14 protein-coding genes, 1 tRNA gene and 1 riboswitch are annotated in these 12,909 nt (G+C 62.0%); of the genes, 10 read left to right on the top strand and 5 right to left on the bottom strand.

Features of this window, described 5'->3' with window-relative positions; all coding sequences use genetic code 11:
- Window positions 1-22: 22 nt before the first annotated feature.
- Window positions 23-1,369, top strand: a complete 1,347-nt coding sequence (locus GH983_RS00670) for an MATE family efflux transporter (protein ID WP_153761356.1) — start codon at window positions 23-25, stop codon at window positions 1,367-1,369.
- On the opposite strand, the gene GH983_RS00665 is transcribed toward GH983_RS00670, so the two are convergent.
- Together GH983_RS00665 and GH983_RS00660 are read right to left on the bottom strand one after the other, a co-directional pair.
- The gene (locus tag GH983_RS00665) at window positions 1,345-2,433 is read right to left on the bottom strand and encodes a quinone-dependent dihydroorotate dehydrogenase (protein WP_153761355.1); all 1,089 of its coding nucleotides are present in this window, start codon (window positions 2,431-2,433) and stop codon (window positions 1,345-1,347) included. The genes GH983_RS00670 and GH983_RS00665 overlap by 25 nt on opposite strands.
- Window positions 2,433-2,789, bottom strand: a complete 357-nt coding sequence (locus GH983_RS00660; RefSeq protein ID WP_153761354.1) for a DUF952 domain-containing protein — start codon at window positions 2,787-2,789, stop codon at window positions 2,433-2,435. The genes GH983_RS00665 and GH983_RS00660 overlap by 1 nt, the downstream gene beginning before the upstream one ends.
- 99 nt (window positions 2,790-2,888) lie before the next feature.
- Here GH983_RS00660 and GH983_RS00655 point away from each other — a divergent pair, with 99 nt between their 5' ends.
- The 5 genes from GH983_RS00655 (at window position 2,889) to GH983_RS00635 (ending at window position 6,085) form a co-directional block, all read left to right on the top strand.
- Window positions 2,889-3,320, top strand: coding sequence for a hypothetical protein (locus GH983_RS00655; RefSeq protein ID WP_153761353.1), 432 nt, complete (start codon window positions 2,889-2,891; stop codon window positions 3,318-3,320).
- Between the two features lie 121 nt (window positions 3,321-3,441).
- Complete coding sequence (locus GH983_RS00650; RefSeq protein ID WP_054149065.1) at window positions 3,442-4,089, top strand: response regulator transcription factor; 648 nt, start codon at window positions 3,442-3,444, stop codon at window positions 4,087-4,089.
- A 115-nt stretch (window positions 4,090-4,204) separates the two neighbouring features.
- Window positions 4,205-4,873 (top strand): helix-turn-helix transcriptional regulator, encoded by a 669-nt coding sequence (locus tag GH983_RS00645; protein WP_054149066.1) that lies wholly within the window; start codon window positions 4,205-4,207, stop codon window positions 4,871-4,873.
- 12 nt (window positions 4,874-4,885) lie between these two features.
- Window positions 4,886-5,617, top strand: coding sequence for a thermonuclease family protein (locus GH983_RS00640; RefSeq protein WP_054149067.1), 732 nt, complete (start codon window positions 4,886-4,888; stop codon window positions 5,615-5,617).
- Between the two features lie 54 nt (window positions 5,618-5,671).
- Entirely contained in the window at window positions 5,672-6,085 is a 414-nt protein-coding gene (locus GH983_RS00635) for a tellurite resistance TerB family protein (protein WP_069042397.1), read from the top strand.
- 5 nt (window positions 6,086-6,090) lie between these two features.
- Here GH983_RS00635 and GH983_RS00630 read toward each other — a convergent pair whose 3' ends face one another.
- The gene (locus GH983_RS00630; protein ID WP_153761352.1) at window positions 6,091-6,927 is read right to left on the bottom strand and encodes a transporter substrate-binding domain-containing protein; all 837 of its coding nucleotides are present in this window, start codon (window positions 6,925-6,927) and stop codon (window positions 6,091-6,093) included.
- Window positions 6,928-7,121: 194 nt separating this feature from the next.
- Between GH983_RS00630 and GH983_RS00625 the strand changes: the two genes are divergently transcribed.
- The 3 genes from GH983_RS00625 (at window position 7,122) to GH983_RS00615 (ending at window position 10,129) form a co-directional block, all read left to right on the top strand.
- Complete coding sequence (locus tag GH983_RS00625) at window positions 7,122-8,969, top strand: glycosyltransferase family 2 protein (protein WP_153761351.1); 1,848 nt, start codon at window positions 7,122-7,124, stop codon at window positions 8,967-8,969.
- A 62-nt stretch (window positions 8,970-9,031) separates the two neighbouring features.
- The gene (locus GH983_RS00620; RefSeq protein WP_153761350.1) at window positions 9,032-9,583 is read left to right on the top strand and encodes an NADPH-dependent FMN reductase; all 552 of its coding nucleotides are present in this window, start codon (window positions 9,032-9,034) and stop codon (window positions 9,581-9,583) included.
- Between the two features lie 207 nt (window positions 9,584-9,790).
- A complete protein-coding gene (locus GH983_RS00615; RefSeq protein ID WP_153761349.1) occupies window positions 9,791-10,129 on the top strand; it encodes a hypothetical protein in 339 nt (112 codons plus the stop codon).
- A 25-nt stretch (window positions 10,130-10,154) separates the two neighbouring features.
- On the opposite strand, the gene GH983_RS00610 is transcribed toward GH983_RS00615, so the two are convergent.
- Together GH983_RS00610 and GH983_RS00605 are read right to left on the bottom strand one after the other, a co-directional pair.
- Window positions 10,155-10,228, bottom strand: a tRNA-Gly gene (locus GH983_RS00610).
- Between the two features lie 82 nt (window positions 10,229-10,310).
- On the bottom strand, window positions 10,311-11,408 hold the full coding sequence (locus tag GH983_RS00605; protein ID WP_069042401.1) for a 2'-deoxycytidine 5'-triphosphate deaminase: 1,098 nt from the start codon (window positions 11,406-11,408) through the stop codon (window positions 10,311-10,313).
- A 74-nt stretch (window positions 11,409-11,482) separates the two neighbouring features.
- Window positions 11,483-11,561: riboswitch (SAM riboswitch) on the top strand.
- Between the two features lie 45 nt (window positions 11,562-11,606).
- On the opposite strand from GH983_RS00605, the gene GH983_RS00600 reads away from it, so the two are divergent.
- Window positions 11,607-12,785, top strand: a complete 1,179-nt coding sequence (locus GH983_RS00600; protein ID WP_069042402.1) for an O-succinylhomoserine sulfhydrylase — start codon at window positions 11,607-11,609, stop codon at window positions 12,783-12,785.
- Window positions 12,786-12,909 lie beyond the last annotated feature (124 nt).

Raw genomic sequence — 12,909 nt, 5'->3', positions numbered from 1 at the left:
CCGGTCCCCACCGGAGCGATCCATGCATAGCCCATCTTCTTCCGCCACCCGGACCATCGACGTCAATCATCGCAGCGTGCTGGCGATCGCCCTGCCGATGACCCTCGGTTTCGTCACGACGCCACTTCTGGGGCTCACCGATACCGCCGTCGTCGGACGTAGCGGCGACGCGGCCCAACTGGCGGGGCTTGCGATTGCGGCGGCGCTCTTCGATCTGCTCTTCGCCAGTCTGAATTTCCTGCGGGCGTCGACCACGGCACTCGTCGCCCAGGCGCAGGGACGCGGGGAAACATCCGAGCTCTTCGCGGTCTTCTGGCGCTCGATCGTCCTGTCGATCGGCTTCGGGTTGCTGATCCTCGCGGTCTCTCCCCTAATCCTTGGCTTTGGCCCCGCGCTGATGGGCGCCGATGGTGGCGTTCAGGCAGCTGCCGCGACCTATATCGGCATCCGCATTCTGGCGGCTCCCGTGACGCTTTCGAATTTCACCCTGCTCGGCTTTGTGCTCGGCCGTGGACTGGGCTCTGTTGGGCTTGCGCTGCAGATTTTGCTGAACGGCGTCAACATCGCCATGTCGATCCTGCTTGGTCTGACTTTCGGATATGGGATTGCAGGTGTCGCCTGGGGCACCGTCATCGGCGAGTTCGTCGCCATGATCGCCGGCTTTGCCTTCGTCTTCTGGCGCTACGGTCACGCCGCAATCCCGCAGGTCTCGATGATCACCGACCGCGCCAAGCTGATGGCGCTGTTCCGGCTCAACCGGGACATCCTGATCCGCACCTTCTCGCTAATCACTGCCTTTACAGTCATGACGCGGATCGGGGCCGGTTTCGGCGCCGTGACGCTCGCGGCCAATGCCGTTCTGATGAACTTCTTCATGATCGCCAGCTTCTATCTCGATGGCATGGCAACGGCGGCCGAGCAGATCACGGGCGAAACGATCGGCGCCAAACAGCGGCGCGCCTTCGAGCGCGCGGTGAAGCTGACAGGGTTCTGGTCCTTCGGCCTGGCTCTGGCGAGCCTTGCATTCTTCCTGGTCTTCGGTTCGGCGATCATCGGCTTCATCACGACGGCCGGAGATGTGCGCAGCGTTGCCGAGACCTATCTGGTCTACGCGGCCCTGACCGCGTTGACCGGGGCACTCGCCTTCCACATGGATGGGGTCTTCATCGGCGCAACATGGTCATCCGACATGCGCAACATGATGCTCGTCGCGCTGGCCGGCTATCTCGCCAGCGTCGCAGTGCTCGTTCCGCTGTTTGACAATCACGGGCTCTGGATCGCGCTCAACGTGTTTCTTGGTCTACGCGGTCTGTTGCTGCTTGCGCGGCTGAAACCCAAGACCAATCAGACTTTCACCGAAAGCCAGTGATCGAGCCTCGTGTCGCGCAATTCGCGGATATTGGCGACCGTTTCACGATCGAGCAGGCTCGACAGGCCCCGGACGATCCGTCCTGGCAGAGCCGGTCCTTCATAGACCATGCAGGAATAGAGCTGCACCAAGTCTGCACCCGCGCGGATCTTCTCCAGCGCAGTTTCGGCTGAGGACACGCCGCCTACCCCGATGATCGGCAATACCGGACCAACGCGCTTTCGCATACGGGCGAGAACGGCGGTCGACTTGTCAAACAGAGGTGCGCCAGAGAGGCCGCCGGCTTCCCCCGCCAGAGTCGGGTCGGTCAGGCCGTCACGCGACAGAGTGGTGTTGGAAACGATGAGGCCATCGAGATCATGCGCCGCCGCGACCTCGGCGATGTCGTCCATGCCTTCTTCCGTAAGGTCCGGGGCAATCTTGAGGAAGACCGGCAGGCGCTTGCCGGCGCGCAAGGCTTCTTCTGAACGCGCCGCGAGCACGGCAGACAGGAGCGCATCGAGGCTCTCCTTGGCCTGCAGATCACGCAGACCCGGGGTGTTCGGCGACGAGATGTTGGCGGTGAAATAGGTCGCAACGGGATAGAAGCGGCGGATGCCGGCGACATAGTCGGCGATCCGGTCCATCGCGTCCTTGTTGGCACCGATGTTCACACCGACGATCCCTGCGCGGTTGCCGCGGGCGATGAGCCGGGCTAGCGCCGCCTCATGCCCCTCGTTGTTGAAACCGAGACGGTTGATCACCGCGCGGTCGCGCTCAAGGCGGAAAATGCGCGGCTTCGGATTGCCGGTCTGAGGCTTGGGCGTCAGCGTGCCGACTTCGGCAAAACCGAAACCGAGCGACAGCAGTGCATCCGGCACCTCGGCATTCTTGTCATAGCCTGCGGCCATGCCGAGCGGGTTCGGGAAGTGAATGCCGGCAACCGTCTGGGCCAGACGCGGATCGACAGCCGCCTTGCAGGTCGGGACGAAGCCCGTTTTCAACGCGGCAATCGACAGCCCATGGGCGGTTTCCGCATCGAAGAGGAAAAGGCCACGACGGCCGAGAGAAAAGAGATCCAGCATCAGCGTTTCTCCTCGACCATGTCAGGAAAGACGTGCAGTCCGTCAGCACCGAGGGCTAGGGGTTTTTCCCAGAGCACGGCGTCGAGCGGCAAGTCGGCGTAAAGATGCGGGAAGAGATCTCCGCCGCGCGAGGCCTCCCATTTCAGGGCCTCTCCGAAGACGGCTGCATCGACCGCGACAAGCAGCAGATCGGACTGGCCGGCAAAATGCAGACGCGCGGTCTCCACCGCCTGGGCTCCTGTCGAGAAATGGATGTAGCCGTCCCTGAGATCGATGGGCGCGCCTTTGAAAATGCCAGCGCCGCGCGCCTCCTGCCATAATTCTCGCGGCACGATCTTGTATATGGTCTTTTCCAAGGTCCGGTCTCTCGCAGATCATCAGGGTCGAGGCGGGTTTGCCGCAAACGCGGCCAAATGTCCACGCCTGGAGATACGGACGACAGGAGGAGGAACAAGATGTTCATCGCCAAGACATTGCTCACACTGGCGGCGCTCTCGCTCGGCGTTCCCGTCGCCATGGCTCAGGATGCCGCCACCGACCGTTACACGCTGGAGAAATCGGAAAGCGGCTTCGTACGGCTCGATCGGCAAACGGGGGCGGTCACACTTTGCACCGAAGCCGATGGCACACTCACCTGCCGGATGGCGGCCGACGAACGGGCGGCTTATGACGCGGATCTCGCGCGGCTGGAAAAGCGGATCGAAGCTCTGGAAAAACGCGTGGCCGAAGGTACGGCTGCCAAAAGCGACGAGCTTCCGAGCGACGCGGAGATTGACCGCTCGATCGGCATCATGGAGCGCTTCATGCGGACTTTCTTCGGGCTGGTTCAGGAATTTCAGGGACAGGAGCAGGATGGATCGGGAGACCCCGTTCCGGACAGAACCTGACCACAAACAAGCCTCGTTCACCCATTCGTTGCACGACCATTGTCTAGTGCGTCGTCAAGCGCTAAAAGAATGAGACGCATTCGCGCGCAAAATGACATCGCTCTTGGGAGGGGGCTGTGACATGGCTGCATCGACCTTCATCATCGCCGACGACCATCCGCTGTTCCGGGGCGCCCTGCGCCAGGCCGTGACCGGCATAGACGGCACGCAAACCATCATCGAGGCCGGCGACTTCGAAGCTGCCCGCAAGGCGGCCGCCGAGCATTCGGATGCGGACCTCATGCTGCTCGATCTCGCCATGCCCGGCGTCTCCGGTTTTTCCGGTCTGATGGCGCTGCGTGCCGAATTCGCGAGCCTGCCGCTGGTCATCGTCTCTGCCACCGACGATCCCGTCACCATCCGCCGGGCCCTCGAGCTCGGAGCCTCCGGCTTCATTTCGAAGTCAGCGGGGATCGACGAGATCCGCGCGTCGATCCAGTCGGTGCTGGAAGGTGATATCGCCACGCCTGCAAGCTATCAGGGCGGGCAGGAGACGGATCCTGACGTGGCCGATCTGATCAACCGGCTGCGCACGCTTACGCCGCAGCAAAGCCGTGTGCTCGGCATGCTCGGCGAAGGGCTGCTCAACAAGCAGATCGCCTATGAACTCGGCGTGTCGGAAGCAACGATCAAGGCGCATGTCTCGGCGATCCTCTTGAAGCTCAAGGTGGACAGCCGCACCCAGGCCGTGATCCAGCTTGGCAAGATCAACATGGCCATGGTCGCCTGAGACAGGCGAGAGGATTTTATTCCTTTTTGCTTTACTATCGGCCTTTGCTGATCTATTGTTTTCGCCATTGCCGGACCGGGGATCCGAAGTGTTCCGGCTCTGAAGAGGCGCGAACATGCTTTCGCATGACAGCATATGGGCCGCGATCGATCGGCTGGCGGAGCAGCATTCGCTGACGCCTTCAGGTCTTGCGCGCCGTGCTGGGCTCGACCCCACCTCCTTCAACAAGTCCAAGCGTGTCGGTGCTGATGGCCGGATGCGCTGGCCCTCGACCGAATCCATCGCCAAGGTGCTGGAAGCGACCGGCGCCAGTCTTGACCAATTCATGCGCTATGTCTCGCCAGACGCCTTGCGCGGCAGCCCGCTGCCGCAGGGGACATTTCCGCCGCAGGCAAGCTCGATCCCCCTGCTCGGCATGGCCCAGGCGGGTGCCGGCGGATTTTTCGACGATGGCGGCTTCCCTGCCGGCCAGGGCTGGGATCTCGTCGAGTTCCCGGCGGCGCCCGGCCGCAACAACGGCGTCTACGCGCTGGAGGTCCAGGGCGAGAGCATGAAGCCGCTCTACCGCGACGGCGACATCCTGATCGTCGAGCCGGGTGCGCAAGTCCGCCGCGGTGACCGCGTCGTGGTGAAGACCCGCGAGGGCGAAGTCATGGCGAAGATCCTCGCACGGCAGAGCGCAAAATCGATCGAGCTGCAATCCCTCAATCCGGATCACCCTCCGCGCATGCTGGACATGGGCGATGTCGAATGGGTGGCGCGGATCATCTGGGCGAGCCAATAGGAAAACGCGCCTATGCGACGGATCAGCACCTTCATCGCCGGCGCGATCGGGCTCCTCCTGTGGGCCTATCTCGTCATGGCGGCCGGAGCGACGCTCCGCGAAGATCCTGTCGATTACAATATCGAGGATCTGGACGTGCCGGATCCGTCGGAGCTCGACCTGCCCGATGTCGGCTTCCTTCAGGATGACACGACCGGACAACCGACAGTGATGGAAGCCAGACGGCAGGTGCGCAGCATCGAACCGGATGCCTTCGGATCGCCGGCCTTTGCCGACGCGCAAGACCTCGAACGGGTGGCGGCGCGCGCACCGTTGTCCAACGCCGCCGAGCGCACCAAACCGAAAGTGGTTCTGCTGCATCGGCCGTCGAGCCTCGCTGCCGGGGTCGTCGCCTTCGGACCGGATCAGCGCGTACGCCTGGCTGATCTGATCGAGACGCCTGTGGACCGCAGCTGCACCACAGCGGAGGGCGACGTCTGGCCCTGTGGCGCCATGGCACGCACGCAGCAACGCCAGTTCCTGCGAAACCGGTCGCTCACCTGTGAAACAACCGCAACAGCATGGCAGGGCGAGATCCGCACACGATGCTGGGTGGGCGTCCAGGATGTTTCGTCCTGGCTTGCAAAATACGGATGGGCAGAGGCGGAGGCGGGCTCCGCACTTGCCGACCTGACCGAGGAAGCCCGTGCCGCAAGACGCGGGCTTTTTGGTGAGCCCGCACAACGCGCCGGCGCGCTCCCTTGAAACGCCTGGCCGCCCCTCCTACTCTTTGCCCACATCAACTGGAAAGCCTCATACATGAACAAGCCCGTATCCCCGGAAGAAGCCCTGATCTTCGTCATGGTCATGGCGTCTGCCGTCGACAATGCCATGGCCGAGAAGGAACTCGTGCGGATTGGCCAGCTGATCGATATTCTTCCGGTCTTCGAGAATTTCGACAAGGAGCGCCTGATCGAGGTATCACAGCGCTGCGCGAGCCTGCTTTCCGGGCCTGAGGGTCTAGACATCGCGCTCGAAACCATTCGCGACGCCCTGCCGGAGTGGCTGCATGAGACCGCCTATGCGCTGGCTGTGGAAATCGTTGCCGTCGACCTGACCCTTCGCGCCGAGGAAATGCGCCTGCTGCAGCTGCTGCGGGATCGCCTTGCGCTGGACAAGCTCACCTGCGCCGCTCTGGAGCGCAGCGCATCGGCCCGCTATCGCCAGGTCTGATCGCCTCAGAAAAGCCCGACCGGGAAATAGCGCAGATAGATTTCTTCCAGCCGCCCGTCCTTCGACAGCGCAGCAAGGGCGCTGTCGAGCGCGGCGGAAAGGGCTGTGTCCTGTCCGCCGACCATGAGGGTCATGCCTTCGCCGAGATGGCGCTCCGACAAAAAGGGGCCATCGAGAAAGCCGCAGCAGCCAGCGGCTTCAGGGCTCATCATCCAGAAGGAGAGTTGCAGGGCATCAGCGAAGACAGCCTCGACCTGGCTTCCCTTCAGCCCGGCCATGAGCGCTCCCTGGTCCTCGAAGGTCGTCGGTGTGATGCCGGGAAAGAAAGCCTTCAACATGGCTTCGTGCGCTGTATCCTTGACGACGCCAACCTTGCGGCCGGAGAGAGCCTGGGCATCCTGACGAGCAAGGACAACGTCGTTTCCCCTGAGGAAACGCGCGGGCAACAGAAGATAGGGTCGCGTGAAATTGAACCTTTCGCGCATTTCCTCCGTCACCGCGATGCCCGCCATCACCGCTTCCCCCTGCCCGCTTTCCAGCGCCGAGGTCAACTGTTCATAAGGCAGAGCCTGGATCTGGCAGCGGGTCTGAAGACCGAGCTCGTCACAGAGAGCGCGCGCAAGATCGACATGGAAACCCGTCAGCCGGCCGCTCTGGTCGATGAAGTTGAAAGGCGGAAAATCCGTGGTGGTCAGGAAACGCAGCCGAAGCACGCTGCTGACATCCGGCCGCACCAGCCGTTCGCGTGTGTCGAAGAGGACAGGAAGATCGGTTTCCTGAGCCCGCACAGGCGGCGCGGACAGTAGCGCGACGAGAAGAATCGCGGTGACCCAGGGCCACAACCCCACAAAATCTAGGGATGTAACTTTTGCGCGTATCTCTATCATCTTCAACCGTGGTCAGGGTGGGGCGTCGTTCAGACCGGATGACGTGTAGCAGCTTGGTGTGGACGAGGGAATATGGCCCGCGGATGGTCGCCGCGCGCCCAGGATCAACGCGGGGGCAAGAGCAGCGGAGCGCGGTAAGCGCAGCCGATATGGAGAGTCTGAGCCGGCTGAAATGCGAAGCCCGATTGCTGCACGTGCTCGGCATTTCCAAACCGATGATTGCCCGGATGGCGAAGCGCGCCGCTGTCAACGGGACCTCTGTCGAGGCCGAACTGCTCGCCAGCGGCACCGTCGAGGAAGAGGCCTATTTTGCGGGTCTGGCGCGGATGTATGGCCTGCCCTTCCTGCCGGAAATCGATCCTTCGTTGCTTGTGGACCATGCTTACAGCGACACCCAGCTCGCGGAGCCGCGCATGCTGCGGCTGCACTATAGCGACCGACCGCCGATCGTGGCGATTGCCCCGCACATTCTCAACATGGAGGGCCTCGCAAAACGCTTCGGTCGGAACGGACCGGGCGCCGGCACCCTGGTCGTGACGACGCCGACTGCCATCCGGCGTGCCAGCTGGAAGGTGGGGGAAAACAGACGCGTAGGCCAGGCCGTGCGCGGTCTGTTCGATACGCTCCAGCCTCTTTCGGCGCGGCTCGTGGTGACCGGTGACCAAGGCTTCGTGGCCGGGGCCGGGCTCTGTCTGATCTGTCTTTTTTCGATCATGGCGCCGATGCTCGCCGCCGTCATCAGTCACCTCACACTTTCGCTCTTTCATACGGCTGCTCTCCTGCTGCGCATGGCCGTCGTCTCGCATGGGCGACGCCCCCGGGTCTGCGAAGCAAAGCTCGAGCATGGCAGCGATGTTCTGCCTGTCTACACCGTCATGGTGGCGCTTTATCGGGAGGCCGATGTCGTGCCGCAACTACTCGCAGCCCTCGACGAGCTCGAATGGCCGCGCAGTCTCCTGGACGTCAAGCTGGTCTGCGAGGCCGATGATCACGAGACGATCGAGGCGATCCGTCGATCCAATCCCGGCCCTCATGTCGAGGTGGTGGCCGTGCCGGCCATGGCGCCGCGCACCAAGCCCAAGGCACTCACCTATGCTCTGGCCGGCGCACGCGGGGAGTTCCTCACCATCTACGATGCCGAGGATCGGCCACATCCGCAGCAGTTGAGGGAAGCCTATCACGCCTTCCGGCTCGGTCCGCCGGATCTCGCCTGCCTGCAGGCGCCGCTCGTGATCGGCAATGCCGGCGAAAGCTGGATCAGCGCCATTTTCGCGCTCGAATATTCGGCGCTGTTCCGCAGACTACTGCCAGCCCTCGGCTACTACCGCATGCCACTGCCGCTCGGCGGCACCTCCAACCATTTCAAGACCGCCCTCCTCAGAGCCATCGGCGGCTGGGATCCCTACAATGTCACCGAAGATGCAGATCTCGGCATGCGTCTCTACAGAATGGGGTATCGATCATCGACCCTGACGCTGCCAACCTACGAGGATGCGCCGACCGATTTCCGGATCTGGCTCGCGCAGCGGACCCGCTGGTACAAGGGATGGCTGCAGACCTGGCTGGTGCTGATGCGCCAGCCCCTGCGAACCGCGCGCGACATGGGATTTCTGTCCTTTCTCGTCTTTCAGCTCCTGGTCGGCGGCATGCTGATTGCAGCGCTCAGCCATCCCGGCCTGATCGTCTTCCTGACGCTGCTTGCGGTCTCCCTGATGCAGGTCCCGGTTGCCCAGCCGAGCCTCTTCACGACGATCTTGCTCGCCATGGACATATTCAACATCCTCGGAAGCTACGCGATCTTCTTCGTGCTCGGCGCGACCCCGATGAGCAAGGGCGAGAAGGAGGGCGTCGGCTGGAAATGGGCAATGATCCCGGTCTACTGGATGGCCGTGTCGCTGGCGGCCTGGAAGGCCGTGATCGAACTCAGGCTGAAGCCTTTTCACTGGAACAAGACACCGCATCGCCCCAGTCGAGCCATTTTGCCGGCGTCCGAGTGATTGCTCGGACGCCATCGGCACCATAGTGTTGAAGCAACAAATCCGATCGGGAGACGACGAACATGGTGACACTGCTCGGCATTTCGGGAAGCCTGCGCAAGGGCTCGCTCAACACGGCTATGATGCAAGCTGCCGCAGCCTTGCCGGCAGACGGTTACCGGATGGATACAGCCGGCATTCACGGCATACCGCTTTATGACGGCGACCTCGAGGAAGCCGAGGGCATCCCGGCTGCTGTCACCGCGCTCAAGCAAAAGATCATCGCCGCCGACGGCGTGATCCTGTTTACGCCCGAATACAACAACGGCATCCCCGGCGCCTTCAAGAATGCCATCGACTGGCTGTCACGCCCCTCTTCCGACATGGGCAAGGTTTTCGGCAACAAGCCCTTCGCGCTCGTCGGCGCTTCACCCGGCAATTTCGGCACGTTGCTCAGCCAGAACGCCTGGCTCCCGGTGCTGCACACGCTCGGCTGCCGGACGTTTTCGGAAAAGCGGCTGATGGTGTCGCGGGCCCATACGCTGTTCGACGCCGAGGGCAAGCTGACGGACGAAGCGACCGCCAAGCGGCTCGGCGACCTGCTGGCAGCGTTTACGAAGTTTGCCTCGCATTAGCTCCGCATACTTCAGCGCCAGCCCAGTAAGAGCGAAAGTGGAAAAATGAGTGACGCCCCAATTGGTCCTGAAATCTGGTCAATTCTGCTACCGGTCGTCGTGGGCGGAGCTCTCGCAGTACTTGGAGGGGCGATAGGTCCGGTGATGTCGCACCTGTTAGGTTCGCGGGCTTCGCGACAGAGCATAAGGACCCAAAGGTTTGATGAGATGATGGCATCTGCATATGAACACGACCACTGGCTCGATCTGAAAAGAAGGTCACTGGTCTTTGGAGAAAGGTTAGAGGCGGGTCCGCCTCCAATTTACAAAGCGCGATCTATAGTTCTCACCAATTTTAAAGATTTGGTTCAGCCGATCAAGAAGCTAGACGCAGCCTCATCTGGCTACCAAGCTTGGATGGCTAGTGCAGGACAGAAGCGTCTTAACGGGGAAGTGTCTGCCCTCACTAATGGCTTTGACGAAGCATACAAAAATTGGCTGGCCGAATTTCTTAAGTTCCAAGACTCCGCCTCAGACTATGCAATTACTAGAAAAGGAAAAGTCTGAATTCCGGCGAGGTGAAGGGCGTCGCTGGAGCGGGTGAAGGGAATCGAACCCTCGTATTCAGCTTGGGAAGCTGCTGCTCTACCATTGAGCTACACCCGCGCGCGGTCTGACGAATCCAACAGTTCGGCCGAAGTGTCAAGCCGAATGGAATACAAAGGGGCGCGGTGATGCCCCTCTTTCGTCAGGGCAAACGGAAGTGTTTCGACAGCTTCAAGCCCTGCGCCTGATAGTTGGAGCCGAGGCCCGTGCCGTAGAGGCCTTCCGGGCGCTCCTGCATGTGCTCGTAGACCAGGCGGCCGATGACCTGGCCGTGCTCGAGGATGAAGGGCACTTCGTGGCTGCGGACTTCCAGAACCGCGCGACTGCCTGAGCCGCCGGCCGGCGCATGGCCGAAGCCCGGATCAAAGAAGCCGGCGTAATGCACGCGGAACTCGCCGACCAAGGGGTCGTAGGGTGTCATTTCGGCGGCATAGAGCGGCGGCACATGCACGGCCTCGTTCGAGACCAGGATGTAAAACTCGTCCGGATCGAGGATCAGTTCGTCGCGGCCGCGGCTGTAGAGTGGCTCCCAGAAATCCAGCACCTCGTGGGCGCCTTTGAGATCAACATCGATGACCGAGGTGTGGTGCTTGCCGCGATAGCCGATCAGGCCTTGCGGCCCCGATCCCTTCAGATCGATCGACAGCGCAATGCCACCGCCCGAGACATTCGGCATGTCGCTCGCCACCAGCGTCTCGGCCTTGTGCAGGTCGAAGAGTTCGGCCTCGCCGAGCAGCGCATGGCCGGTGCGGAAACGTATCTGCGACAGGCGCGAACCGCGGCGTACGATGATCGGGAAGGTGCGCGGCGAGATTTCGAGATAGAGCTGACCCTTGTAGCCGGCCGGCACCTTGTCGAATTCCTGGGCGTAATCGACCATCACCCGGGTGAAGATGTCGAGGCGGCCGGTCGAGCTCTTCGGATTGGCGGAAGCCGAGATCTCCGCCGGCAGGTCGAGGCTTTCCATCAGGGGCACGATGTAGACGCAGCCGGTTTCAAGCACCGCCCCGTTTTCGAGATCGATCTCGTGCAAGGTCAGGCGTTCCAGCTTCTCGGCAACCGTATGGCCCCTGCCCGGCATGAAGCTGGCGCGCACCCGGATCGCCTTGCCGCCGAGCCTCAAGTCCAGGCTTGCCGGCTGGATCTGGTCGTGGTCGAGCATGGCTTCGCTGATCAGCTGTCCCTGGCCGAACAAGGCGCCGATGGCGCGGTCCGCCAGAATGCCGGGTTTACTGGTCATTTTCTCTATCCTGTTTGGGCTCGACAAAACCAAAGCCCACCAATTGACGCAAGGCCCGCGAAGGCGTAATTGCTGCCTTATCCCGTGGTGATTTGGCCGGTCGGCTTGCAGCCACGTTAAACAAGTGGCTAAATAGACCGGGTTTACGAAACCGGTCCGTTCACGCGACCGGTTTTTTTGTGTTCGAAAGGCACGTGCATGAGCAAGAACTGGCGCCCGGCCACCACCCTCGTCCATGGCGGCACGCTGCGCTCTCCTTATGGCGAGACGTCTGAAGCGATCTTCCTCACCCAGGGCTTTGTCTATGAAAGCTCGGAAGCGGCAGAAGCCCGCTTCAAGGGCGAGAACGACGGCTATATCTACGCCCGCTATGGCAGCCCGACCAATGACATGTTCGAAAAGCGCATGTGCATGATGGAAGGCGCCGAGGATGCGCGTGCGATGGCGTCGGGTATGGCGGCCGTTGCTGCTGCCGTGCTCTGCCAGGTCAAGGCCGGCGACCATATCGTGGCCGCACGCGCCCTGTTCGGCTCCTGCCGCTATGTCGTCGAGACGCTGGCGCCGCGCTACGGCGTCGAGTGCACCCTGGTCGATGGTCGCGACCTTGCAAATTGGGAAGCGGCGATCCGTCCAAACACCAAGGTAATGTTCCTCGAAAGCCCGACCAATCCGACGCTCGAAGTGATCGACGTCGCAGGCGTTGCCAAGCTCGCCGATCAGATCGGCGCGAAGCTGATCGTCGACAACGTCTTTGCTACCCCCCTCTTCCAGAAGCCGCTGGAACTCGGCGCGCATGTCGTCGTCTATTCGGCGACCAAGCATATCGACGGTCAGGGCCGCTGCCTTGGTGGCGTCGTCTTGTCGTCGAAGGAATGGATCAACGAGAACCTGCACGACTATTTCCGCCACACGGGCCCTGCCATGTCGCCGTTCAACGCCTGGACGCTGCTCAAGGGCATGGAAACGCTGCCGCTGCGGGTGAAGCAGCAGACCACGAGTGCTGCAGCGATTGCCGATTTCCTGGCGGAACAGAGTGCCGTTGCCAAGGTCATCTATCCCGGCCGCAAGGATCATCCGCAGGCCGACATCATCGCAAAGCAGATGACAGGCGGCTCAACGCTGGTCTGCTTCGAGCTGAAGGGCGGGAAGGAAGCCGCTTTCAAGCTTCAGAACGCCATGGAGATCGTCAAGATCTCCAACAATCTCGGCGATGCGAAGAGCCTGATCACCCATCCGGCGACCACGACGCACAAGAACCTTTCCGACGAGGCCCGGGCAGAGCTCGGAATTTCGGGGGGTACGGTTCGCTTCTCCTGCGGGATCGAGGATACGCAGGACCTGCTGGACGACTTCGCACGGGCACTCAAGGCAGTCTGAACGCAACGCCCGCGATCATGTACGCAAATATTTCAGCCGCGACAGGCGTTGCGGCTGGAGCATTGCCCTTGACGTAAGCAGTTGCGTCGTTATCCCTTCAAAAGGCATGGTGTTTGTGTGTCGC

This window comes from Agrobacterium sp. MA01 (assembly GCF_009650195.1).
Lineage (GTDB): Bacteria > Pseudomonadota > Alphaproteobacteria > Rhizobiales > Rhizobiaceae > Allorhizobium.
Note: the sequence above shows the minus strand (reverse complement) of the source record. Positions and strands in the feature narration are given on the sequence as shown.

Excerpts from the sequence above, each read along its gene's own strand:
- GH983_RS00635 (WP_069042397.1), top strand. The coding sequence starts at position 5,672 with ATGAACAAGCCCGTATCCCCGGAAGAAGCCCTGATCTTCGTCATGGTC.
- GH983_RS00620 (WP_153761350.1), top strand. The coding sequence starts at position 9,032 with ATGGTGACACTGCTCGGCATTTCGGGAAGCCTGCGCAAGGGCTCGCTC.
- GH983_RS00670 (WP_153761356.1), top strand. The coding sequence starts at position 23 with ATGCATAGCCCATCTTCTTCCGCCACCCGGACCATCGACGTCAATCAT.
- GH983_RS00655 (WP_153761353.1), top strand. The coding sequence starts at position 2,889 with ATGTTCATCGCCAAGACATTGCTCACACTGGCGGCGCTCTCGCTCGGC.
- GH983_RS00665 (WP_153761355.1), bottom strand. The coding sequence starts at position 2,433 with ATGCTGGATCTCTTTTCTCTCGGCCGTCGTGGCCTTTTCCTCTTCGAT.
- GH983_RS00640 (WP_054149067.1), top strand. The coding sequence starts at position 4,886 with ATGCGACGGATCAGCACCTTCATCGCCGGCGCGATCGGGCTCCTCCTG.
- GH983_RS00605 (WP_069042401.1), bottom strand. The coding sequence starts at position 11,408 with ATGACCAGTAAACCCGGCATTCTGGCGGACCGCGCCATCGGCGCCTTG.
- GH983_RS00600 (WP_069042402.1), top strand. The coding sequence starts at position 11,607 with ATGAGCAAGAACTGGCGCCCGGCCACCACCCTCGTCCATGGCGGCACG.
- GH983_RS00650 (WP_054149065.1), top strand. The coding sequence starts at position 3,442 with ATGGCTGCATCGACCTTCATCATCGCCGACGACCATCCGCTGTTCCGG.
- GH983_RS00645 (WP_054149066.1), top strand. The coding sequence starts at position 4,205 with ATGCTTTCGCATGACAGCATATGGGCCGCGATCGATCGGCTGGCGGAG.
- GH983_RS00615 (WP_153761349.1), top strand. The coding sequence starts at position 9,791 with ATGATGGCATCTGCATATGAACACGACCACTGGCTCGATCTGAAAAGA.
- GH983_RS00625 (WP_153761351.1), top strand. The coding sequence starts at position 7,122 with ATGGAGAGTCTGAGCCGGCTGAAATGCGAAGCCCGATTGCTGCACGTG.